The 24,097-nt window shown below is 56.0% G+C and carries 22 protein-coding genes; 9 read left to right on the forward strand and 13 right to left on the reverse strand.

What is annotated here, in order from left to right:
- The first annotated feature begins 93 nt into the window (after positions 1-93).
- Complete coding sequence (locus tag BLR25_RS06300) at positions 94-2,085, forward strand: hypothetical protein (protein ID WP_091935423.1); 1,992 nt, start codon at positions 94-96, stop codon at positions 2,083-2,085.
- Between the two features lie 36 nt (positions 2,086-2,121).
- Here BLR25_RS06300 and BLR25_RS06305 read toward each other — a convergent pair whose 3' ends face one another.
- The 5 genes from BLR25_RS06305 to ilvB all read right to left on the reverse strand — a co-directional run bounded on the left by BLR25_RS06305 (position 2,122) and on the right by ilvB (position 6,996).
- Positions 2,122-2,955 (reverse strand): YihY family inner membrane protein, encoded by an 834-nt coding sequence (locus BLR25_RS06305; protein WP_091935428.1) that lies wholly within the window; start codon positions 2,953-2,955, stop codon positions 2,122-2,124.
- Between the two features lie 20 nt (positions 2,956-2,975).
- Complete coding sequence (locus BLR25_RS06310; RefSeq protein ID WP_091935433.1) at positions 2,976-3,611, reverse strand: phosphatidylserine decarboxylase; 636 nt, start codon at positions 3,609-3,611, stop codon at positions 2,976-2,978.
- Between the two features lie 98 nt (positions 3,612-3,709).
- Positions 3,710-4,726 (reverse strand): ketol-acid reductoisomerase, encoded by a 1,017-nt coding sequence (gene ilvC, locus BLR25_RS06315; RefSeq protein ID WP_091935436.1) that lies wholly within the window; start codon positions 4,724-4,726, stop codon positions 3,710-3,712.
- A 66-nt stretch (positions 4,727-4,792) separates the two neighbouring features.
- On the reverse strand, positions 4,793-5,284 hold the full coding sequence (gene ilvN / locus BLR25_RS06320) for an acetolactate synthase small subunit (RefSeq protein WP_091935440.1): 492 nt from the start codon (positions 5,282-5,284) through the stop codon (positions 4,793-4,795).
- Positions 5,285-5,295: 11 nt separating this feature from the next.
- Positions 5,296-6,996 carry a biosynthetic-type acetolactate synthase large subunit gene (gene ilvB / locus BLR25_RS06325; RefSeq protein WP_091935443.1) on the reverse strand — a complete coding sequence of 567 codons (1,701 nt, stop codon included), beginning with the start codon at positions 6,994-6,996 and terminating at the stop codon, positions 5,296-5,298.
- A 136-nt stretch (positions 6,997-7,132) separates the two neighbouring features.
- On the opposite strand from ilvB, the gene BLR25_RS06330 reads away from it, so the two are divergent.
- From BLR25_RS06330 to BLR25_RS06345, 4 genes are read left to right on the forward strand one after another with little or no spacing between them, the layout of a single operon-like run.
- A complete protein-coding gene (locus BLR25_RS06330; RefSeq protein ID WP_091935446.1) occupies positions 7,133-7,696 on the forward strand; it encodes an RNA polymerase sigma factor in 564 nt (187 codons plus the stop codon).
- A gap of 56 nt (positions 7,697-7,752) precedes the next feature.
- Positions 7,753-8,070 carry a DUF3619 family protein gene (locus BLR25_RS06335; RefSeq protein WP_245715485.1) on the forward strand — a complete coding sequence of 106 codons (318 nt, stop codon included), beginning with the start codon at positions 7,753-7,755 and terminating at the stop codon, positions 8,068-8,070.
- The gene (locus BLR25_RS06340; RefSeq protein ID WP_091935452.1) at positions 8,043-8,597 is read left to right on the forward strand and encodes a DUF3106 domain-containing protein; all 555 of its coding nucleotides are present in this window, start codon (positions 8,043-8,045) and stop codon (positions 8,595-8,597) included. Before BLR25_RS06335 ends, BLR25_RS06340 begins: the two co-directional genes overlap by 28 nt.
- Positions 8,597-9,025 (forward strand): RDD family protein, encoded by a 429-nt coding sequence (locus tag BLR25_RS06345; protein WP_091935455.1) that lies wholly within the window; start codon positions 8,597-8,599, stop codon positions 9,023-9,025. The genes BLR25_RS06340 and BLR25_RS06345 overlap by 1 nt, the downstream gene beginning before the upstream one ends.
- Here BLR25_RS06345 and lptG read toward each other — a convergent pair whose 3' ends face one another.
- Both lptG and lptF read right to left on the reverse strand, forming a co-directional pair.
- Entirely contained in the window at positions 9,026-10,099 is a 1,074-nt protein-coding gene (gene lptG / locus BLR25_RS06350; protein ID WP_091935458.1) for an LPS export ABC transporter permease LptG, read from the reverse strand.
- Positions 10,096-11,175, reverse strand: a complete 1,080-nt coding sequence (gene lptF / locus BLR25_RS06355) for an LPS export ABC transporter permease LptF (RefSeq protein WP_091935461.1) — start codon at positions 11,173-11,175, stop codon at positions 10,096-10,098. The genes lptG and lptF overlap by 4 nt, the downstream gene beginning before the upstream one ends.
- Positions 11,176-11,249: 74 nt before the next feature.
- On the opposite strand from lptF, the gene BLR25_RS06360 reads away from it, so the two are divergent.
- Genes BLR25_RS06360 through BLR25_RS06370 form a run of 3 tightly spaced genes read left to right on the forward strand, consistent with a single transcriptional unit; the run spans position 11,250 to position 13,617 of the window.
- Entirely contained in the window at positions 11,250-12,752 is a 1,503-nt protein-coding gene (locus BLR25_RS06360) for a leucyl aminopeptidase (RefSeq protein WP_091935464.1), read from the forward strand.
- Positions 12,749-13,177 carry a DNA polymerase III subunit chi gene (locus BLR25_RS06365; RefSeq protein ID WP_091935467.1) on the forward strand — a complete coding sequence of 143 codons (429 nt, stop codon included), beginning with the start codon at positions 12,749-12,751 and terminating at the stop codon, positions 13,175-13,177. Before BLR25_RS06360 ends, BLR25_RS06365 begins: the two co-directional genes overlap by 4 nt.
- Entirely contained in the window at positions 13,174-13,617 is a 444-nt protein-coding gene (locus tag BLR25_RS06370; RefSeq protein WP_091935470.1) for a hypothetical protein, read from the forward strand. The genes BLR25_RS06365 and BLR25_RS06370 overlap by 4 nt, the downstream gene beginning before the upstream one ends.
- On the opposite strand, the gene BLR25_RS06375 is transcribed toward BLR25_RS06370, so the two are convergent.
- Entirely contained in the window at positions 13,614-14,579 is a 966-nt protein-coding gene (locus BLR25_RS06375; protein ID WP_091935474.1) for a hypothetical protein, read from the reverse strand. The genes BLR25_RS06370 and BLR25_RS06375 overlap by 4 nt on opposite strands.
- Positions 14,580-14,757: 178 nt before the next feature.
- On the opposite strand from BLR25_RS06375, the gene BLR25_RS06380 reads away from it, so the two are divergent.
- A complete protein-coding gene (locus tag BLR25_RS06380; protein ID WP_245715487.1) occupies positions 14,758-15,603 on the forward strand; it encodes a DMT family transporter in 846 nt (281 codons plus the stop codon).
- A 7-nt stretch (positions 15,604-15,610) separates the two neighbouring features.
- On the opposite strand, the gene BLR25_RS21505 is transcribed toward BLR25_RS06380, so the two are convergent.
- From BLR25_RS21505 to bktB, 5 genes are all read right to left on the reverse strand, one after another.
- Positions 15,611-17,221, reverse strand: a complete 1,611-nt coding sequence (locus BLR25_RS21505) for a sensor domain-containing diguanylate cyclase (RefSeq protein WP_091935480.1) — start codon at positions 17,219-17,221, stop codon at positions 15,611-15,613.
- A 77-nt stretch (positions 17,222-17,298) separates the two neighbouring features.
- On the reverse strand, positions 17,299-18,453 hold the full coding sequence (locus tag BLR25_RS06390) for an HD domain-containing phosphohydrolase (protein WP_091935483.1): 1,155 nt from the start codon (positions 18,451-18,453) through the stop codon (positions 17,299-17,301).
- Positions 18,450-21,506, reverse strand: a complete 3,057-nt coding sequence (locus BLR25_RS06395; RefSeq protein ID WP_091935486.1) for a hybrid sensor histidine kinase/response regulator — start codon at positions 21,504-21,506, stop codon at positions 18,450-18,452. Before BLR25_RS06395 ends, BLR25_RS06390 begins: the two co-directional genes overlap by 4 nt.
- On the reverse strand, positions 21,503-22,582 hold the full coding sequence (locus BLR25_RS06400) for a TRAP transporter substrate-binding protein (RefSeq protein ID WP_143009779.1): 1,080 nt from the start codon (positions 22,580-22,582) through the stop codon (positions 21,503-21,505). The genes BLR25_RS06395 and BLR25_RS06400 overlap by 4 nt, the downstream gene beginning before the upstream one ends.
- Positions 22,583-22,917: 335 nt before the next feature.
- Complete coding sequence (gene bktB, locus BLR25_RS06405) at positions 22,918-24,096, reverse strand: beta-ketothiolase BktB (protein WP_091935494.1); 1,179 nt, start codon at positions 24,094-24,096, stop codon at positions 22,918-22,920.
- Position 24,097: the final 1 nt, after the last annotated feature.

Consider the following 24,097-nt stretch of genomic DNA (forward strand, 5'->3'; position numbering starts at 1 on the left):
AGCAATGTTGTGCCGAATATTGCGAACACCTCCTTTGCAAGTAAGCCCGCCCACAGAATCTTCCCCGCCCGCCTCCCAAACGAAAGGACACCCATGGAACGCCTGTTGATCAATATGGCCATCGTCAAAGTCAACTGGGATCGCTCTGGCGCCGACCTTCTCGAAAACCACATCCCCTTACTCGCCTACGCACTCTCCGAATGCACCGCAACAACTGCCTCGCTCAGCGAAATCCGAACGCATTTCCGCCAAGTTGCAGAGTTTGAAGTCCCCACAGCAGCACTCGGAACACTGGTCAAGCGTGCGGCGAAACGTCATGGATTTCTGACGCGCGACCACGATGGCACCTATCAGATATGCCGGGACAAGCTGCCCGACCGGCAATATCTTTCGCTGCGCGATACCGAATTACGGAAGTACCAGGCACTGAAGCAGGCCTTCGTCGAATTTTGTGAATATCACCATATCGCGCCGCCTACGCCCGGAGAGATCGACGCCTACTTCTTCGATGTTCTGTATGACGTTGCACCTTCCTTGATCGGCAGCACCGCAGGATTGCCGGACAATCCGGGCGGAGCCGCGCGCGAACCCGAGTCGACCCGTGCATTGATCGCTCGATTCGTCGCCCATTGCTATGAACGCGACCCCATCTCGTCGGCATCGATCGAATCGTTCGTCCGTGGCGCCATGCTGACCGAAACCTTTTACTACAGCGCCCCAGATACCCTGTCGCAAAAAATGCGCGATGTCGTCGTCGTCTTCGACACAGGTTTTCTCGTCCGCTCACTCGGCCTGTGCGAGGCCGGACTGGCCGAGCCGTGCAAGGAACTGGCGCAAATCCTGCGCGGCATGTCGGTAAAGATGCGGTGCTTTCGCGACACTTTCAATGAACTTCACCGAATCCTGCATGCCGCCTCAAGCCAACTTAGAGGCGGACGTCGCCTCGTCACCCGTGTCCCCGGCGATATCTTCGATTATTACAACAGCATCGGCGCCAGCCAATCGGATGTCGAACTCGACATCGCCATGCTGGAGCAGTCGCTCAACAAGATTGGCATTCGCATTGAAGACAGACCTCCGCATATTGCTTCGCTCACCGTCAACGAGACATTGCTCGGACAATACATACAAGATGCGCTCCCTGGACAAACACTGGAGGCCAGGCAACACGACATCGACTGTCTCACCTCGATCTACCGGCTTCGTTCAGGAAGGGCTCAGCAGTACCTCGAGTCATGCATCGCCATTTTCGTCACAACCAACGTCGAATTAGCTCGCGCTTCAGCACGCTATTTCAACATGCACGAGGAAATTTCAAATGCACCGATATGCATGGCGGATCAGGTATTTACGACGTTGGTATGGCTAAAATCGGTCAATAAGATTCCTGACCTGCCGAAACACCGCCTGGTTGCGAACTGCATCGCCGCCATGCAACCGAGCGACCGTCTGTGGAACCGTTACCTCGCCGAAGCCACAACACTCAAGGAAAGAAAGGAAATCAGCGAAAACGACTATGCCGTGCTCATTCACAGCCTGGAAGCTCGCCACCACTTGATGGACTCGATCATCGAACAAGGCGAGTTCGTGCATGGTTCTGTCAAGGAAGTACTGGAACTCGCTCGCGCAAACTACACGGAAGAGATCAATGAGAAACTGACGACGCTGGAAATCGAAACAAAGGCCCATCGCGACCAGATCAACCGACTCATCGCCACCATCGCTAGGGCAATCGCGCTCGTAACCTGCGGAGGAGCTTTGGTCATCTGGATTACGCTTATCGTGGCAGGTTTATTCGTCACTGCTCCGGAGTCTTTCTCCATTGACATGCTGAGCGATCCCAAGACTTGGTTATTCCTCGTTGTCGCACTTGTCGGAACCGCCAACCTCATGTGGGGCGTCAAACTCTACGACCTCTGCGAGGAAATAGCCACACAGTGCTCGGGCAAAGCGGCCCTGGCACTCAGCCATCTATTACTTCCCAAGCGACACACACAGCCAAGCGCATCACAACAGGTCACGACAGAGAACGTCTTACCGACAGAAAACATACATCCCGATCAACCGCAAGAGGAAATACGCTGACAGCGTCAGGCCCGAAGTGCCGACGACGGATGCCGATCAATCCTCCAGGCGAGAATCGAACTCGGGTAACGTTGCCGCGACAAGCGCCCCGAGCAAGACGACTGCCCAGGACATATACATCCACATGAGAAAGATCGGCACTGTCGCAAAGGCGCCGTAGACAAGCGTCATCGAAGGAAAATAGGCAAGATAGAACTCAAAACCCTTTTGCATCAGCGCGAAGCCAACCGCCGAGAACACGCCGGCCCAAATCGCATCGCGCCAACGCACACGGGCATTTGGCACGGCGTAATACAAGCCGGCAAAAAAGATCGCTGCGACGAACATTCCGGCCATCTTTAACAAGCCGTCATGCAACCACTCTGGATTGTTGTCGATCATCCCCAACGAAGTCGTCACTGCACGATAAATCGCCAGGATCACGCAGGTGACAACAATCGGCCAAAGCACGACAACGACAATAGACAAACGCAGACGCCGCCACCAGGAACGATCATCCTGAGCACACCAGACGTGATTGAACGCCCTTTCGACGCTAAGCAGTAGAAACAAGATGGTAGCGACCAGCGCGGCCAAGCCGGCCAACGTGAAGTTCGTCGCCTTGCGCGAGAACTCGAGAATATGCCCGATGATCATTTCCGCGCTGCGCTCCGGCAGGAGACTGCGCACGACGAAATGGTCGAGTTCCTCGACCATTTCGTAGAACACCGGAAACAGCGACATGATGCCGAGCACAACCGCCACCAACGGGACCAGTGACATCAGCGTCGTAAACGCCAGACTGGCGCTCAACTGGTCGAAGTTCTCCTCAATGAAGCGGCTAAAAACCCTGGCCGAAAATCGGCGAACGGTTGAAAGGCCGCGCTTCATTTGGAATATTCCCCTCGCTCCTAGACAAGTTCAGCCAGCACAGTACTCGAGGCGGAAACTTTCTCGCCGATGACGACTTTCACCTTCGCATCGAGCGGCAAATACAGATCGACGCGTGAACCGAAACGAATGAAGCCATACCGCTGTCCGGCAGTAAAGCTCATGCCGACCTCGGCATAATTCAGAATACGTCGGGCGACCAATCCGGCGATCTGCACGCAGGTCACGTCGCTGCCGTCCGCTGTCTTCAAATGCAGCGCACAACGCTCGTTCTCAAGGGATGCCTTGTCCAGCGCGGCATTCAGAAAACTACCCGGCTTATACCATTTCCCCAGCACGCTCGCCGCAATCGGCATGCGGTTGGAATGAACATTGAAAACGTTCATAAAAACGCTGACCTTCAGCGCGCGCCGTTGCAGATACGGATCCTCCGCCTCTTCGACAACGACAATCCGGCCATCGGCCGGCGCCACGATGCTTTTTGCACTACCGGCAATCACCCGAGCGGGGTCGCGAAAAAACTGCACGCAGAAAACAAATATCAGCCAGAACGGCAGGGACAACCACCCAAGAGCAGATGACAACACAGCCAACGCCAGCGCAACGCCAATAAACGGCCAGCCCTCCCGGGCGATAATCGGATGCGGATAATTCATGTAGACACCAATTAAAGTTTTGGGCGGGTCAATAATGACACCGCCCAAAACCGCGGCGACTTCGGCATCAACGCCTCGTCACCGGTTGAGACCCAAAATCAGTTTTTCGACTGATCAACCAGTTTGTTCTTCTTGATCCACGGCATCATATCACGCAGCTTGGCACCGACCTTCTCGATCTGATGCTCTGCCGTCAAACGACGATTGGCCGTCATTGAAGGATAGTTGGTCTTGCCTTCAAGGATGAACATCTTGGCATACTCGCCATTCTGAATGCGCTTCAGAGCATTGCGCATGGCGTAACGCGATTCTTCGTTGATGACTTCCTTGCCGGTAACATACTCACCATACTCAGCGTTGTTCGACACCGAATAGTTCATGTCGGCGATACCGCCTTCGTACATCAGATCAACGATCAGCTTGAGTTCGTGCAAGCACTCGAAATAGGCCATTTCGGGCGCATAACCGGCTTCAACCAGCGTTTCAAAGCCCATCTTCACCAGTTCAACGGCACCGCCGCACAACACGCACTGCTCACCAAACAGATCGGTTTCGGTTTCTTCGCGGAAGTTCGTCTCGATGACACCGCCCTTGGTGCCGCCGTTGGCAGCCGCATACGACAGAGCGATATCCTTGGCCTTGCCGGACTTATCCTGATGCACGGCGATCAGCGAAGGAACACCACCGCCCTTGAGATATTCGGAACGAACCGTATGACCGGGTCCCTTCGGCGCAATCATGACGACATCAAGATCGGCGCGGGGAACGACCTGGTTGTAATGCACGTTGAAACCGTGAGCGAAGGCGAGCACAGCGCCCTTCTTGATATTCGGCTCGACTTCGTTGTAATACACGGCCGGGATATTTTCATCCGGCAGCAACATCATCACGACATCCGCGCCCTTGACGGCCTTGGCGACTTCCTCGACCTTGAGCCCGGCCTTCTCGACCTTGCTCCAGGAGGCGCCGCCCTTGCGCAACCCAACCGTTACCTTGACGCCCGAATCGGTCAGGTTTTGAGCGTGCGCATGGCCTTGCGAGCCATAGCCAACAATCGTGACCTTCTTGCCCTTGATCAGGGAGAGGTCGGCGTCCTTGTCGTAATAGACTTTCATGATTTACCTTTCGTAGTGCAAACAGAAAATAGCGACGGGGCCAAACAACGTCGTTCCGCGCCCGTCCTAGACCTTGAGAATGCGGTCGCCCCGGCCAATGCCGCTGACGCCGGTACGGACAGTTTCGAGGATAAGATCTGCATCGATCGCCTGGATAAAGGAATCGAGCTTGGACCCGCTACCGGTAAGTTCGATCACGTAGGTCGACTCGGTAACGTCAATGATGCGCCCGCGGAATATGTCGGCCATGCGCTTCATCTCCTCGCGGTCCTTGCCAGAGGCGCGGACCTTGATCAGCATCAGCTCGCGCTCGATGTGCGCGGCTTCGGACAGATCGACGACCTTGACGACGTCGATCAGCTTGTTCAGTTGTTTGGTAATTTGTTCGATGATCTCGTCACTGCCAGTCGTAACGATGGTCAGCCGTGACAAGGACGCGTCTTCGGTGGGCGCCACCGTCAACGACTCGATGTTGTAGGCGCGCGCCGAAAACAAACCCGCCACACGCGACAAGGCGCCGGCTTCGTTCTCAAGCAACAAAGAAATGATGTGTCGCATAAACCTGTTCCTCAGAGATCTTCAGCCAGAATGATTTCGGAAAGCCCCTTGCCTGCGGCCACCATTGGAAAGACGTTGGCTTCGCGCGAGGTACGAATATCCAGGAAAACCGTTTCATTCTTGTGTTCGACAAACGCTTTTCTCAGTGCTGGCTCGACCTCCTCCGGCCGATCAATGCGAATCCCGATATGCCCATACGCTTCGGCCAGCTTGACGAAATCAGGCAGGGAATCCATGTAGGTATGCGAATAGCGTCCATCGTAGAACATTTCCTGCCACTGGCGCACCATCCCGAGGAATCGGTTATTGAGGCAAAGGATCTTTATCGGCAAGCCATACTGCTTGGCCGTCGACAGTTCCTGAATGCACATCTGAATCGAACCGTCGCCGGTAATACAAGCCACTTGCTTGTCTGGATTGCCGATCGCGGCGCCCATCGCATAGGGCAGGCCGACCCCCATCGTTCCGAGCCCGCCCGAATTAAGCCAGCGACGCGGCTCGTCGAAGCGGTAATACTGCGCGGCCCACATCTGGTGCTGCCCCACATCCGAGGCCACGATCGCCTTGCCCCCCGTCACCTCCCACAACTTCTCGATGACGTACTGCGGCATGATTTCCTGGTCCATCTTGTATTTCAGGCACTGACGCTCACGCCACCCTTCAATTTCGGACCACCATTCACTGACATCGGGCTTATCCGATTCTGCTTCGACAAGCTTCAGCATCTCTTCGAGAACCTCGGCCACGTTGCCGACAATCGGCACATCGACGCGAACGCGCTTCGAAATTGACGAGGGATCGATATCGATATGGATGATCTTGCGTGGCATCCCTGTGAAGTGGTCAGGATTGCCGATCACCCGGTCATCGAAGCGCGTCCCGATCGCCAGTACCACGTCGCTGTGCTGCATCGCCAGATTGGCCTCCAGCGTACCGTGCATACCGAGCATGCCGAGATACTGCGGATCCGACGCCGGATAGCCCCCCAATCCCATCAACGTATTGGTAATTGGGAAGCCCAGGCGCCGCGTCAGCGCCGTGAGTTGTTCGGCCGCATTGGCCAAAACGACGCCGCCGCCCGTATAGAGCACCGGTCGCTTGGCATTGAGCAGCAGGCCGACGGCCTTCTTGATCTGGCCGAGGTGACCCTTGACGACCGGATTGTACGAACGCATCCGGATTTCCGCCGGATAATCGAATTTGCATTTCGCCGCCGTCACATCCTTGGGAATATCGACGACGACCGGCCCGGGCCGTCCAGTCCGAGCAATATAAAAGGCCTTTTTCAACGTCGTGGCGATGTCCCGCACATCCTTGATCAGGAAGTTATGCTTCACGCAATGGCGGGTAATACCGACCGAATCGACCTCCTGAAACGCGTCCTGGCCGATGTAAAAGGTGGGTACCTGGCCGGTAATCACGACCAGAGGTATTGAATCCATGTAGGCCGTGGCGATACCGGTCACGGCGTTTGTCGCTCCCGGACCGGACGTTACCAAGGCTACGCCAACCTGCCCGGTCGACCGCGCCAAACCGTCAGCCGCATGGACAGCGGCCTGCTCGTGTCTGACCAGCACATGCTTGACTTGATCCTGTTTGAACAACTCGTCATACAGGTGCAAAACGGCACCACCCGGATAGCCGAACACATAGTCGACCTTTTCTTCCTGCAGGCACCTGATTACAATCTCTGCACCGGTCATTAATGTCATTGCTGTCGCCCCACCATGCGAAAAACTCGAAAAATTCTATAACGTTATCTGCTAGACACCGATTGGTCAAGACTCCCCGATTTCGCATTACGGGAGCCGACAGGCAATTCTGGTACTTCCCGCAAGGACTTTCATCCTGGCCAGCCCACGCGAACTCTCCGATTTTCTCGCCGCGACTGAACGCAGAGCCTTCAAACAGGCGGCGTTTGCCCTTCGTGACGACGACGCTGCGCTTGATATCGTTCAGGACGCAATGATGCGCCTTGCGGAAAAATATGGTGACCGACCGGCGGAAGAACTGCCGATGCTCTTCCAGCGTATCATGCAGAATGCGATCCGCGATTATTTTCGTCGCAGCAAGGTACGCTCGCTCTGGACAACGTTGCTCTCGTCGTTCACCTCCGACGACGACGAAGAGCGCGATCCACTGGAAACGATTGAGGTCGAATCGGAGTCTTTCACGCCAAACTCGCCCGACGGACAGCTTGAGCAATCGCAAGTCCTGGGAATTATTGAAGAAGAAATAAAATCATTGCCAACACGTCAACGCGAAGCCTTCCTAATGCGTTACTGGGAAGATATGGACGTTGCTGAAACGGCTTCGGCGATGGGCTGCTCAGAAGGCAGCGTAAAAACCCATTGTTCGCGCGCCACACACGCGCTGGCAAATGCACTGAAAGCAAGAGGAATCACCCTATGAACGAGCTACATTTCATTTTCAAAGTCAGGCAGCACCTGAACCGGGGACTGTACGAAATGCGCCCCGAGACTTCGGATCGTCTCGCCATGGCCAGAAAAATGGCGCTTGCTCATCAAAGGCAAAGCGCTTCCAAATCCGTGCTGGCTGCGGCGGGAGGCTACTTCCAGATGCAGCTTGAAGGCATGCGGATCAGGCAGTTCGTCGCCGCACTCACGCTGGCAGCCTGCGTCGTCACCGCCTCGTTCTGGATCGCGGATCAACGCGTCAACGAACTCAGCGAGATCGACAGCGCGCTGCTATCCGATGATCTTCCGGTTGGCGCCTTTATTGACAAGGGCTTTTCTGAATGGCTCAAGCAGGTTTCGCCGCAGTAGTACTCATCGGCATCCTCATTTCAATTCCGGCAGGGGCGGCACCGTCCAATCCGGCGTTGATGGCCACCCCTCCGCAACCAAAATGGAGCGAACTGGCGGTTACGCAAAAGATAGTGCTGGCCCCGCTCAGTGATGACTGGGACGCCATGGAGAACTACCGTCAGAAAAAATGGCTGAGCATCGCGGCACGCTTTTCTGAGATGGCGCCGGAGGAAAAGCGCCGCATTCAGGTTCAAATGCAGTCCTGGGACAAACTCTCTCCGGAAGAGCGTAGAACGGCTCGGGAGAACTTCAAGACCGCCAGCAAGCTTCCCACCGAGAAAAAACAGCAACTGAAGCAGATGTGGGAAGAGTACTCCAGTCTTCCCGACGCTGAAAAAGAAAAATTGAAGCAGATGGCAGAAGGCCAGATAACAGCCAAGCCAGCCAGACCGGCTCAGTTGCCTGCAGCAACCCCGACGCCCCCCACCTCTTCGATACCTGTGTCGACTGACAACGCGATAGCGGAAGCCGGCAGCAAACAATAATGTTGCTGCCTGGTTTTCCTCGCCCACCTGGGATCGCCAGACGACTCGCCGGAATGTGCTACGAAGCGCTCTTGGTTCTCGCCTTGTTGGCGGCGACGCTTCTATTACCCCATTTGCTTGTCGGCGCTTTTCTGCACCGTGTCGCCGCACCATTTACCCTGTGGATTCAGGTGTTTGCAACACTACTCGTCTATTTCGTCTGGTTCTGGAGCGCGGGAAGGCGCACGCTGGCGATGAAAACCTGGAAAATCCGCATCGTCGCCAGCGACGGTTCCGACCTTCGGCCGGCACAAGCGCTACTGCGCTACCTGCTGTGCTGGCCATCGTTCCTGCTCGGCGGCATCGGCATTCTATGGGGATTCATCGACCGCGACCGTCAATTCCTGCATGACAGACTCGCCGGAACACGGCTAATTGGCGAACGCTGATCAGCGACGCTCCATCCACCAGATCATCCCGGAGGCCGCCAACATGAACAGCGCCGACGGGGCAAGTGCGCTGAGTAGCGGCGACCAACTATTGATGGCGCCAAGATTCGAGAACAAGCCGTTCAGCATGTGGAACAGCACGCCAATCATCACGCCGGAGAAGATTTTCAGGCTGACGCCGCTCACACGGTTGTGGGTATACCCAAAGGGCAAGGCCAGCGCCACCATGACCAACGCAGCCAAGGGATAGATGATTTTCTTCCACAAGGCAATTTCGTACCGCTGCGTTTTCTGAGCGTTCTCGGACAGATGCCGGACATAGGCCGTCAAGTGCAGCAAGGACATGCGCTCCGGTGCGATCATCAACACAGACAAGATATCCGGATTGAGTGTCGACGGCCAAGCCATCGCCGGTTTGCGAAGCACTTCCGAACGCTCGCCATAGAGGACAGTTTGGACCACGTCGGTCAGTTCCCAACCTTTCGACGCCTGCAAACGCCCACCGCGAGCTTCGGTAACCGACTTCAGGCGCGCATTCTTGTCAAAATCGTAGATGCGAATCCCTTCCAACTGATTGTCCGGCAAGACGGAACGCACATTGACAAAACTACGCTCATCCTTAAGCCACAGGCCGCTGCGCAACTCTTGCCCAACCGTCTGCCCGCGCTCTCTTAAGCGAAGTTGCTGCGCCGCTCTCTCACTTGATGGCACCACGGCTTCGCCGATCACGAATATCGCCACGGCGAAAACCAGCGCCACTTGGAACAACACCACCAGCAACCGCCCGGTCGACAACCCTGATGCGCGCAAAACGGTAATTTCGGAATGACGCGCGAGCGCCGACAGCGAGTAAAGCGCGCCAATCAGCACGGCGATTGGCATCAATTCATAGACACGCCCAGGCAACCGCAAACCAACATAGATCAGCGCGTGGTGCCACTGATAATTACCCTGGCCGACATTTTTCACCTCCCCGACCATGTCGAAAAAACTGAACAGGGCCAGGAATCCGGCAAGAACCAGAATGATTGCGGCGGAAACCTCCCGCGCCAGATAACGACGGTAGATTTTCATCGCAAAAACCGTAATACGGACAACACGGCGATCCGCCGGAAAAAGAGCAAGGGCAACAAACCGAGCATTAAGAGATGAACGCCCACCACCCCGACGGCAAAGGAAATCCTGCCACTGGCAACCCAAGCCTGGCTGATCGTCAGGAGATTGTTGTAGAGCAGATAGGCAAACAGGGCGAGCAGCATGTTGGCCGAACGCCCGGCTCTTGGATTGACAAACGACAACGGAATTGCGAGCAACGCCAGAACAACGGCAGAAATGGGAGCGCCGAGCCGCCAGAGCAGTTCCGCCAGATGCCCCGGCTGGCCGCTTCGCATCAGATCCAGCGTCGGCATATTTCCTGGACTGACCTCGACGCCCCGCGATTCCTTCGTCTCGATACGAACCGCATATTTCCCGTACTCGAGAATCCGGAACTCGCGATCGCCCGGCTCGATTTCATAGCGCCGACCGTTCTCGAGCACGACAAAACGATCGCCGTTAGCCGAAAACTCCTGATGACCGGTCGCCGCCATGGTCACACCGACGCGCCGGTTTTGCACGGAACTGACGAAAACGTTCTTGACGTAGCTTTCATCATCGGCTACGGCCTCGACAAAAATAACCCGATCCCCCGAGGACGATTCCTGGAAAGCGCCCGGCGTTGCCTGCCCGGCATCCTTGCGTGTATTCAACGCCCCGCGATATTCGGCACTCTTCGACAGCGCCCAGGGAGAAACGAACAAGGCCAAAGCACCGATAGCGATCACCAACGGGAACATGAAAACCAGTACCGGCCGGATCCACGCACGCAATGACAATCCAGACGAAAACCAGACAACCATTTCCGAGTCGCGGTAGCAGCGCGACAAAGTCAGCAATATCGCGACAAACGAAGACAGCGACAGCAGGGTCGGAATATAGTTAATGGCTGAAAAACCGAGCAGGGCGGCAACCGCTTCAGGGATGATCGAGCCTTGCGCAGCCTCGCCAAGTAAGCGAATCAACTGGGTCGTCACGAGGATAGCAAAGAGCGCCACGAAGACACCGGCCGCCGCTTGGGTGAATTCGCGCCGCGTGGCGCGCTGGAAGATCATGTTTTGACTTTAGCGAAAAACAACGGGGATAATCGACCCCTGACGACAATCCGAGCCATCGAAGGAGCGAAGCGGTGGAATTTAGCATAAAAAGCGCCTCCCTGGACATACAACCGAGCGCCTGCACTGTTGTAGGCGTGTTCGAATCGGGCCTTCTGGCAGGAATCGCGAAGGAACTCGACACAATCTGCGGCAACGCACTAAGCAAGCTCGTCGAAGGCGGCGATTTCGAGGGGCGGTCCGGCACCAGCCTGATGCTGCACCACGTCCCCTCCTGTCCGAGCGAGCGGATTTTGTTGATCGGACTCGGCAAAGCCAAGACATTTCGCGACAAAGACTACTGTGCGGCGATCCGTACCGCCTTCAAGGCGCTACGTGAAAGTGGCGCTGCCGATGCTGCCCTGACACTCACCGCGCTTCCATTACGCAAGCGCAGTGCCGCCTGGAAAATCCGACAGGCAGCGATGATTTCGCAAGAAATCGCCTATCGTTTCGACCGATTCAAGAGCAAGAAAAACGACAAAGTCCCCACGCTAAACAGCGTGGTCCTGCTGGTAGACAGCCGCAAGGAAATTCCCGCGGCAGAATCGGCGTTGGCCCAAGGACTCGCGATCGGCGCCGGCGTCAGCCTCGCACGTGACCTTGGCAACACGCCGGGAAACGTATGCACCCCCGACCACCTGGCCGAGACCGCCCGCCAATTGGCGCTCGAACACTCGCTCGGCTGCGACATACTTGAACGTGCCGAGATTGAAAAACTCGGCATGAACGCATTCCTGTCGGTCGCACGCGGATCGCACCAGCCGTCAAAATTCATCGTTCTGGAGTACAACGGTACCGACAGCGCCAAAAATCGAAAGCCGGTGGTGTTTATCGGCAAGGGCATCACCTTCGATTCGGGCGGCATTTCGCTCAAGCCCGGCGAGGGCATGGACGAAATGAAGTACGACATGTGCGGCGCGGCCAGCGTGCTTGGCGCGCTCAAGGCAGTGGCGCAGATGAAACTCCCGCTGCGACTCGTCATCATTGTTCCGACCACCGAAAACATGCCGGGCGGCAACGCCAGCAAACCGGGGGACATCGTCACATCGATGTCGGGACAAACCATCGAGATCCTCAACACCGACGCAGAAGGCCGACTCATTCTTTGCGACGCGCTGAGTTACGCCGAACGTTTCAAGCCGGATGCCGTCATCGACGTCGCTACGCTCACCGGTGCCTGCGTCATCGCATTAGGCCATGTGGCCAGCGGTCTTTTCGCCAACGACGATGATTTGGCGGACGACCTGCGCAAGGCCGGTGACCATGCCCTTGATCGGGTGTGGCAGTTGCCGCTCTGGGAGGATTATCAGGAACAACTGAAGAGCAATTTTGCCGACATGGCCAACATCGGCGGCCGTCCGGGTGGCAGCATCACCGCGGCGTGTTTTCTCTCGCGCTTTGCCGAAAAATTCGACTGGGCGCATCTCGACATCGCCGGAACTGCGTGGAAATCGGGCGCCGACAAAGGCGCGACCGGACGCCCAGTCCCGCTTCTGGTTCACTATCTGCTCGGCCGCGCGGGGAAACTCGATTGACCCAAGTCTTTTTTTATCACAACGCCACGGATCGGCTCAACGCCGTCGCCGCCCTGATCGGTAAAGCGGCACAGCAAAAAAAAGCGCTGCTGGTGTACGCGCCCGACCCGCAAATTGCCGACGCGATCGACCGGCAACTCTGGGTTCAGCACCCGACCGGTTTCGTTCCACACGTCCGCGCTCAGTCCCCTCTCGCTTCCGAAACCCTTGTCGTCATTGCCGACACGCTTGAACACGCATCTCAAAGTCAGCGGCTGTTCAATCTTTCCCGCGAGATTCCGCCAGGATTTTCCCGATTTGCCAGTCTCATCGAAGTTGTCGGCCAGGATGACGAAGATCGCCTGGCGGGGCGCGAACGCGTGAAGTTCTACAAGGATCGCGGCTATGAAATCCAGTTCATCGACCTCGAGGAGAAACAGCGATGAGCGACACCCTCGACGTGCTTGATCGAACCAACTCATTGATCAGAAGGCGTCGCACCTTCATCGCCGCAAAGCCGGCGGCAACGCCGAGCACACCTCAGACCGCATCACCGATACCCGAAGACGAAGACATTCCAACGCTGACCGATGTCGTTTCGCCAGAGGCCGCCATTTCAGAACCTCGAAGCGAACGCCTCGACGAAACTCAAGTCACGCTTCTCGCTTCGGAAATCGCACACGCCTTCGGAGAACAGCTCGCCAAGTCCCTGCCCACGCTGATCGAAGCAGCCTTGCTGCAAACAGGAAAAGAACTTGGCTCAGGAGTTTCGACGGTCATGGAAAACGCACTGCGCGACTTCCTGTCGCGTCGCCGCCAATTGCACCTGCCTCTCGACGAACAGGCAGAGGACGACCACCGCCAGAACCGCCCGCCAGCCTCCTAGGCCGGCAAAGGCGCCGGGGCCAACGGCGAACGTCCGGAGTAAAGATAGTTTTCGCAGCGATCCACATATTCGCGCATGCTTTTCGGCATCGGGGTACGCGCTCTTGCGATATAAAAAATCAGATCGCGGCCATTACGGATCAACTGCAACCCATCAGAAATATTGTGCTTATGCGGCGGTTCATCCGGTTCGGGATGACGCGGCGCAAAGTTGGCCAGACGCTCCGACGCAGTAACGAGCCGAGCCCAAACGTCGAAGATATTCGGATCGGTCCGCAAAATCTCGGCTTTGATTTTGGCGGCGTCCACCAAATCAACGATGGGGCCCGCGATTCCTTCAAACGCATCAATTCTGGTAAAAGTCTCCACCATCGCCTGCCCGATGCGATCGATATCGCGCATGCTCTGACCGATCTTGATGTAGCGACTTTCGTAGAACTCCTCGATCGGGATCGAGAAGGCACGGAAGGGTTCCCCCCAGAGTTCGTCGATGCCCTCTTCTCCACTTCGGTGCAGCACCGAATGCCCGAGCTCCATCGCCTCCATCAAACACTTGCCGCATTCGCGCATCAATGGATTGCTGCTCTGGATCTCGATCCCGTCTGCTTGCAACTCGACCAGTTTGCGGAAAATATCGGTTGCCCGGTTAAACAGCGCTCCCGCCAACATCGCCGATTTCACTCTACGGCGCGCGGGGTCGTTTTCTTCTTCGAAGCTCTTGCGCGCTTCTGCGAGCCGCGAGCCAGGCACATTCAATCCATGTTCGGTATGATTGAAGAGCCGCCGCGTCAAGGCTTCAATCAGGCGCTTGCGCGCCTCCAGCGTATTGGCGGGAACCGGATAGGTCTTGATCCAGTAGCCGTCGTAGAAGACGCGCTCCTGACCCTCAATAATGCGACGCGTTCCTTCCGGAGGAATATCTTCGGAAGACTCGCCTTGTTTGATGATCGAATCCTGTGTCATGGTCGCGGATTATCTCCTCGATTTCCCTACCGAAGCAAGATCACTCTCTCACCGCCGACATTGCCGGAACCATACGAAAAAGGCAATGTCTTCCCGCCTTACATTGATTACAGATTACCCGCCCAGGTTCCCGATGAACGCCCCCTCGCATCACGACAGACTTCCGCCGGCCGGATTCATGCTGCTTGCAGCGCTTGCGCTTGGATGGGGGCTCAACTGGCCGATCATGAAAATTGTTCTGTCGGAAGTGCCGCCGCTTTACTTTCGTGCCATCAGCCTGATCCTGGGCGGCGGCGGCTTGATTGGCATAGCCCGAGCAAGCGGATACTCGATCGCCATTCCCCCCGGACAATTCAAAGCCGTCGCGCAGTTGTCCCTGTTCAATATCGTCGGCTGGAACGTCTTCGCCATCTATGGCGTATCCCTGCTCCCTTCGGGCCGCGCCGCCCTGCTCGGATTCACCATGCCGGTGTGGGGCGCCATCCTCTCGGTACTGATCCTCGGCGAGCGGCTGAACTTCCGACGCGTGGCAGCACTTATCCTCGGACTTTCCGGCATCGTCGCTCTGATGGGCGGAAGTATTTCCGGATTTCTCGAAGCACCGGCAGGTATCGCCTGCATGTTGGCGGCAGCCTGGAGTTGGGCCTTCGGCATCGTGCTGTTCAAACGCCGGCAGGTCCCTATGCCAACAACGGCCCTAACCGGCTGGACAATGCTTCTCGGCGGGATTCCTCTGCTCATTGCCGCCCTGCCGCTTGAGACAGCCCGTCTTTCTGTTCCGAGTTTCTGGCCGGCCGCGGGCGTCGCTTACAACACGATCATCGCCTTCATGTTCTGTTACTGGGCATGGAACAAGATCGTGCTGATGGTCCCGGTGTCCGTCTCTTCATTATCATCGCTAGCGACACCGCTGATCGGCGTCATCAGCGGTATGCTCATCCTCGGCGAGCCCATCGGAGCGCAGGAACTCATTGCTGCGGCACTCATCTTGTCCGCTGTTGCGACCGTTTCAATCCGACGCTAAGCCACACTCAGGCAACTGCCAGCGTCCTGTCTCCAAACTGGCAAATGCGATTGCGACCGCTCCGCTTCGCCTCATATAAAGCCTTATCGGCATCTGCGAGCGGCGAATCGATATTCGCCACGACACCTGAAAATGGCGCCACACCGATCGACACCGTAACATTCAACACTTCCCCTCCCTCCAATGGCAAGACAAGTTGCTCCACTGCTTTCCGCAACCGCTCAGCCACCTCAACCGCCAAGGGCAAATCAGTTTCCGGCAAGAATACGGCGAACTCCTCCCCGCCAAGGCGACCGACGAAATCGGTTTCGCGCAGTGCGGTAGCGAACAACTGGCCTAGTTCACGAAGAACACGGTCGCCCATCTGGTGACCAAACGAGTCATTGACCCCCTTGAACTTATCAACATCAACCATCATGACCGATGTCATACTGGAGTAGCGGATGGCGCGCGCCAGTTCCCGCTCGGCCAGTGCCATGAACTGGCGACGCGTGTAAGTGCCGGTCAACGTATCAATCTGAGCCAATCGCTCCAGCTGATTCTCGATCGCTTTTCGATCGCTGATATCCTGGACAGTACCGAAAACGACGCGATGTGCCGCGTCAAAAGTCGCCAGGGAACGCACGTCCTTGACTTGCCCGCTATCGACTGCGCGGATTTTGAATTCCATGTCAAACGGCACTTGCTGCCTTATCAACCGGATCATTGCCCGATCAAGCATTTCGCGATACTCGGGAAGCGGAAATTTCTTGAGACCGTCATAATCCATCTGTGCGACGGCAATGCCATAGATGCGCGCGGCACCCTCGGAGCCAAGCACCCTATTCGTGTCGAGGTGCAACTCCCAATTCCCCGCACGTGACGCCAATTCAGCACGAACCAGACGGGCTTCACTGACCCGAGCCGCCGCCTCCGAACAACGGGTTCGTTCTATATCAGCCTCCAGCGCCGTGTGCAGGCGGCGATTAACCATTAGCACCAAGCTGGAGGTCAGTGCGAACAATAGAAATTGATAGACAAGCAGTGAAAATGCGTCGTAATACCCCGCTTTGAAATAGTCGTTAGGTACCGGCAAAAATGCATAGGAAATAATCTTGCCGCAGTTGAGCAAGCAATAAAGACTCATCAGCCACCCGACCGGAGCCGTTCCGGGATAACGATCAGCGGGGACCCGGTACAACATGACCCAAGCGCACTGCGCACATATGAGTGCGAAAAAGGCGGAAACGTTAATATTCCGGAGCATAATATTTGGCTCTTCATATCCATACGTCACATAACTCTGGATCGCCAGAAAAATAGTTAGTGCACTCAAGTGATAGAGCTGCGATATAACCCTCCCCACGTACCGACTCAATCCTTCATAAAACTGAAGGGCCCCTAAAATCAGTAACACACTACTACCCATATAGGATATGACGTCCGGGACAACTCCGCGCGCAACGATCGAAGCCAACGCGATACTCTCCAGATACATTGTCCTGAGCCAATAGACTGTTTCCGGAAAGCGCGCTCGGTTGTATTGCCATAGCATCAGCAGTACGCCGAAACAAACGAATGAACTGACGACGTTCCCCATCAGCAGGGTACGCATATCCAGTAAATTGATAGGATGCATGCGTCAATTATCTAAAAAGAAACTCGTTGTTAAGCGCCTCGACTTAAATTTGACAATGCCTTTAGCATTGAACAGGCCTAAATTGCGACACGCTCCTGATGAGGCGAATGCTCTCGTTCCAATGGATCTGAGAAATGCCGCGCGATATCACTGAACCGATCTGAGATTTCCAGCATCGCGTCGAGAATATCCGGATCAAAATGTCGTCCCCGTTGTTCGACCATCAACTCGATAGCCTTGTCCTGGGAAAACGCCCTCTTGTAAATACGAGGAGAAATCAACGCATCGTAAACATCGGCAACCGCCATTAATCGTGCGCTGACCGGAATTTCATCACCTGCCAGCCCTTGCGGATACCCGCTTCCATCCCAGCGTTCGTGGTGGAACATCGCGATTTCTGCAGCGACCTCGAAAAAACTATCTTCGGCCTCGCCATAATCCTGAGCCGCCCTCGCGATCGCCCGACTTCCCGCGGCGCAATGACGTTGCATGATTTCCCACTCGGCCGGTAGCAAACCGCCCGGCTTGAGTAGAATCGCGTCCGGAACAGACACCTTCCCAACATCATGAAGCGGTGCCGATTTGTACAGAACATTGATGTAATCGTCATTGAGAACGGCGCTGAACCTGCGATTCCAACGCAACCTCTCGGCTAGAATCTTGACGTAATTCTGCGTTCTCTGAATATGGTTTCCGGTTTCGTGATCACGCGCCTCGGCAAGCGCACAAAATGCCGTGATGATAGAAGTCTGGGCCGCGATGAGCTTGTGATCCCGCCGCATCACCTCTTTGGTTCGCTCGAATACGAGGATCTCCAATTCTTCGTTTTGACGTTTCAGGGCACGCTGCGATTGCGCAAACAGGAGATGATTCTTGACACGCGCACGCAACACCGGTGGTGAGATCGGCTTGGCGATGAAATCGTCGGCGCCCAAAGACAACCCGAACTCTTCATCGTGCGGACTCGCCAAACTGGTAAGAAACACAATCGGCGTATCACGCGTCATCCGCAGTTCACGCAGTTGACGACAAACGTCGTAGCCATCAAGCTCAGGCATCATGACGTCCAGCAGGATGATATCCGCCGGATAGCTCTGCGCCAGCGCTACGCCCTCGATGCCGCTCGTTGCAAAGCTCAGATCGTAATCTGGACTCAGAACCCCGTCCAAAAACTCTATGACGCCGGGTGAGTCATCGATAATCAGGATACGCGAACGACTATTGTCCTTCATGCTCCCGACCCCCACGGCGGTATTAAAAACAGCTCATCCAGCAGCGACAACGCCGTTTCATAATGCAACTCCCGTATGGCATCGGCAATTTCACGTATCTCCTGCAGACCAGGATTGCCTCGGAAGGAGGTTTCCAGTTCGCTCACAACCCGCCGCGCGGCAAGATTTCGTGATCGCAGCAAGTCACGCAATATTTCGAGTTGTGCCTCAGCCTGGGCGATGCTAAGAGGAATAATCTTCGCCTTCTCGTCATCGTCTTGACCAGCATCTTCTGCCGCGAACACCCCAGCCCCCAGCAATTCGACGATTTTCTCCACTTGCTGTGCAAGATCGTCCAATAATCGATGAAGTGCCAAAACGGAATCACCCGCCTTGATCCGACACCCAAGATGGTCTGCCGCCGCACGAACCGCATCAATCCCGAGATTCGCGGCTTCACCCTTCAGGTTATGAGCTTCCAGAAATATCGCCTCGATGTCATTGGCGACATGTAGTGCTCTCAGTTTGGCTGATGTGCCAGAATGCCGCTCGGAGAAAGACTGCAGGAGACGCTTGTACAAAGCGAGATTCCCCATGATCCTGGCCAATCCGAATCTGACCGAGATACCTGGCAAGTGATGTTCGATAGCTTCGATTTCCGCCTCATCCCCCTGATTTGACGGCTCATCCAGCGCTATTTTGGCCGCCCCCCCATGTACTTGACTCATCGTTGAGAGCCACTTCAGCAGGGTTTCTGCAAGATTCTTGGGCTCTACGGGTTTCGCGATGTGATCATTCATTCCCGCATTCAGGCTATCCCTGCGATCTTGAGCCATTGCTGCAGCCGTCATCGCAATAACAGGCAATTTCACACCTTGGGGCAAGGTGCGGATTCGCTGTGTCGCCTCAAAGCCATCCATGACCGGCATATGCAAATCCATTAGGACCAGATCGAAAGACCCGTGTGCAACCCGGTCAACGGCCTGCTGTCCGTCACTTGCAACGGTGACTTGCAAACCGTTTTTCTCGAGAAATTCTCGTGCGACCTGCTGGTTGATTTCATTGTCCTCAACGAGAAGAATCGACGCGCCACGAACGGCATCAAGACCAAACCCCTTGAGTCCAGCAGACTCCTCTACCTGAATACGCGGCAGACTATCCTCGTGCTGCATGCTGAGCAGGGCGTCAAACAACACTGAAGGTGTCACTGGCTTATTCAGAACGGCATCCACATTCAGTTCGCCACTTTCCGCTTTCCACTCGTCACGACTGTAGGCCGTCACCATGATCACCGTAGGCGGCCTCCCTCCTTGATCCCTGCTGGAAGTCGTATCGATCGAGTTGGCAAGCTCGATGCCATCCATACCGGGCATCCGCCAATCAAGCAGAACGAGATCAAATGGGACGCCTCGCTCCCGTGCTTCACAAAATAGCCGGAACCCCTCTTCGCCAGACGGTGCCGTCGTCACAGGGAAATTCCACTTTTCCAGCAAGGTTCGCATGATGATCAGCGACGTTTCCTGATCGTCAACGACCAGCGTCCGTTTCGGCATCAAATCTTGAAGACGTCTCTCCGACTGTCGCTCGGTCTCAATCGACGACAACACCCCCAAGCGAACCGTAAAGGAAAAAGTGCTGCCAACGCCGGGGGCGCTGGAGACTGCAATCTGCCCTCCCATCAATTCCACAAGACGCTTGCTGATTGCCAAACCCAGGCCGGTTCCTCCAAATTTCCGGGTAACTGTCGTATCGGCCTGAACAAACGGCTGGAATAGCTTCTTGGCGTCTTCCGCGGCGATCCCTATCCCAGTATCCCGAACTGAGAAGCGTAGAAAAACCGTTTCCCGCGTTCTCTCGGCGATATCGACCTTAAGGTGAACCTCGCCACGTTGCGTAAACTTGACGGCATTTCCGACCAGATTGTTGATCACTTGACTGAGTCTCAACGGATCCCCAACGACCCAGCGGGGAGCATCCGGATCCATGTCAATGAAGAGCTCCAGCCCTTTTTCGTCGGCTCGGAAGGAAAACAGATCGCTCGTCGCCAACAAAACTTCCTCGAGCATAAAATCCGTCGCTTCAAGTTCTATACGACTGGCCTCAATCTTTGAATAGTCGAGGATATCGTTGAGCAGGCTCAAGAGCGCGCGCGACGACGTCAGCACTTTGTCAAGATAATCGCGCTGCTGCCCGTTCAGGTGCGTATCCAGCGCCAATTGCGTGAGTCCGATGATGCCATTCATCGGCGTCCGGATTTCATGACTCATATTGGCGAGAAAATCGGATTTGGCCATATTGGCGGCATCGGCAACCACACGCGCTTCTTCGAGTTCGGCAGTGCGATCCTGAACCAGTTGTTCCAGATGTTCCCGGTACCCGTCGAGTTCAGCTTCGGCCTTTCGCCGTTCGCCGACCTCCACTTGCAGGGAACCAATCGCGAGCATGCGTTCCTTGTCGTTTCGCACGATCATCCGCGAAGTGAGAATGCCGACAGCAAGGATAGATCCTGCGGCAACAAGTGCGGCCAGCAGCAAGCCCAGGCGACTCAAGTCAAACTGACGATCGATTTTTTCAGCGGCAATGCCTGTCCGCTGACCATTGATATCCGTTAGTCTCCGGATGATGAGTGCCAACCGCTTGTCGGCCTCCCCCTGTACCGCCAGTTTAAGCCCCGCACTGGGAACCCCCGATTCGCGCAGCTGAATGATCTTGCGAATATCATTTCTGTACTGTGCGATGCAGTCTCGGGCGTTTGCCAGCAAACCTTGTTCGAATTCGTCGATGACACCGCTCTCGGCATAGGCGTCCAGCAACGCCGACAACTCAAGCATTTCACTGTTAAACCGACGCGCGTCATTGCCGCCTTCAAGAACGTAATTGTTGAAATACAGGGCCGCATACCCCAACTGCAGCGAGGCCTTCAACATAATTTCATAGCGTTTGTTGGCAACGGTCGATGCATCACGCCACTGCGCGGTCAATTGAGACAGCATCGCAAACGACAGCACCACCACCGCAATCACGGCGACAAGGGCCGCACCAAAGCCGTTCACGAGCACATTTCTGATCTTCATGGAGAACTCCTTGCCTCGTTGATCAGAAGACGAACGAAATCTCCGATCCCGCTTTCAAGCCATTTTTCATATATTTTCGACGTCGCCGCGACAAACGAGGCATGATCAACCCGGTCGACCTTCACGCCATGGGCAACGATCGTCTTCAAGGCATTGACTTCCTCACTGGCAACCAATGTCCGGTGATATCGCGCCGCCTCTTGTGCTGCCTGCTCAACGATGCCCCGACCTGTTACCGATAAACGATCGCGTGCCGACTTCGTCATCAGAAATACAAAAATGGAATATTTCTGACCGATCAGAGACAAGTATTTTTGCACTTCGTAGAACTTCATCGCTGCTACATTGAGCACCGGATTCTCCTGTCCATCGACGACTCGGAGCCGCAAAGCCTCGTAGAGATCCGAAAAATTCAGTATCCGAACTTCAGCATCGAGCGCAGTAAATACGTCAATGGCAAGCGGATCAGGGGGGATGCGTATACGCAAGCCAGCGACATCAGCAGGCTTGCGTACCGGGCGCACGGAATTGGTCAAATGACGCACCTCGATGTCCCAGTAACTCAGCGCAACAAATCCCTGATTCGCAAGTTTATCCACGAACCGGCGACCGCTCTCACCTTCGAGAACGCGCCAAGCCTTTTCTTTCGAACCAAACAGGAATGGCAAACCAAAAGCTGCCGCTTCGGGCACGACCTCTGTGATAACCCCCTGGCTCAGCACTGAAAGGTCCAAAGTTCCGTTGCGCAGACTCTGGAAGATGGCGGACTGGTTACCTGCCTCGGCATCCTCATACACTTTCACCCGCAGGCGACCCTGGCTTCGCGAACCGACCAGATCCGAGAAAAGCGACAAGGCTTTTGCCGTTGGATGACTGGGGGGATAGATATGCGCCAGATTCAGCACCGTCACATCTGTCGCCTGAGCACAGGTGGCAGCCAACATTACGCCCATGCCCCATGCGGCCGCCTTCGCGGACCAAGGTTTGCGCGTCAGCGACACAACCATCGCGGCGCAACGCAGAGCGCTTATCATTACGCGAAGGAGAATTGGCAATGCGGCTTTTCGACGTTTCACAGTCACCTCCGTCGTTTCACGCGAGGACACTACGACAAAGGCACAAAAGTCAGTGTGATTTATTACTCATTTTTCTTCTAAAAATTTCACACATTTCGACAAACGTCGTTATTTCAGACAGGAAATAAGAGCACACAAACCGTACAACACAATCCATCCAATCCTGGTTTATGCGCACATGCATGGTTTATGACGTGCATTTTTTACATTTTTTGTACAAATATAACAATTGTAAAAAATAGACTCATCGGTACTGTCCGGGCAAAAAAAATCGCCCGCAAAAGCGGGCGATTCAACGCAGTATTCCGAAATAATTATTGCCAGCCCATCTTCTCTCAGCAACGTTCCCAAATCGTGGTGATGCCCTGGCCGCCGCCAATGCACATGGTGGCCAGGCCGTAGCGCGCATTGACGCGCTGCATCTCGTGCAGAAGCTTGGTGACGATCACCGCGCCGGTCGCGCCGACCGGGTGGCCCAGCGCAATCGCGCCGCCGTTCGGGTTCGTCTTCACCGGATCGAGGCCCAGACCCTTGCCCACCGCGATCGCCTGCGCCGCAAACGCTTCGTTCGCTTCGATCACGTCGATCTGGTCGAGCGTCAGACCGGCACGCTTCAACGCCGCCTGCGTCGACGGAATCGGCCCGTCGCCCATGAGACTCGCTTCAACCCCCGACACCGCGTACGACACCAGTCGCGCCAACGGCTTCTGCCCGCTCCGGCCTGCAGCCGCGTCGCCCGCCAACACCAGAAATGCCGCCCCGTCGTTGATCCCGGAAGCATTGCCCGCCGTCACCGAGCCGTCCTTCTTGAATGCCGGCTTCATTTTCGCCAGCGCTTCCAGCGTCGTCGCCCGCGGATGCTCGTCGGTGTCGAACACCACTTCGCCCTTGCGCGTCTTCAGCGTCACCGGCACGATCTGCGACTTGAAACGCCCTTCGGCAATCGCCTTGGCCGCGCGTACCTGCGATTCCAGCGCGAAGGCATCCTGCTCCTCGCGGCTGATGCCCCACTTGGCCGCCTGATTCTCGGCTGTCATACCCATGTGGCCGGCCCCGAACGGGTCGGTCAGCACCGCCACCATCATGTCGACCATCGTCGTGTCGCCCATGCGTGCGCCGCTGCGCATCGCCGTCGACAGGTAGCCGCCGGCCGACATCACTTCGACGCCGCCGCCCAGCCCGATCTCGGCGTCGCCGAGCAGGATGTTCTGCGACACGTTGATGATCGCCTGCATCGCCGAGCCGCACAGCCGGTTACAGGCCATCACCGTCGATTCCATCGCCATGCCGGCGCCGATCGTCACCCGACGCGGCACGTACGGGAAGCTGAAGCCACACGGGATGACGTTGCCGACAACGGCGTAGCTCGCCTGTTTCGGATCGACACCGGCCCGCGCGAAGGCTTCCTTCGCCACCAGGCTGCCCAGTTCTTCCGGCGCCAGTCCGCCCAACGATCCGCCAAAACTGCCGACCGGCGACCGGACGGCGCTCAATGCAAATACTTCCTTGCTCATG

Source organism: Propionivibrio dicarboxylicus, from assembly GCF_900099695.1.
GTDB classification, from domain to species: Bacteria; Pseudomonadota; Gammaproteobacteria; order Burkholderiales; family Rhodocyclaceae; genus Propionivibrio; species Propionivibrio dicarboxylicus.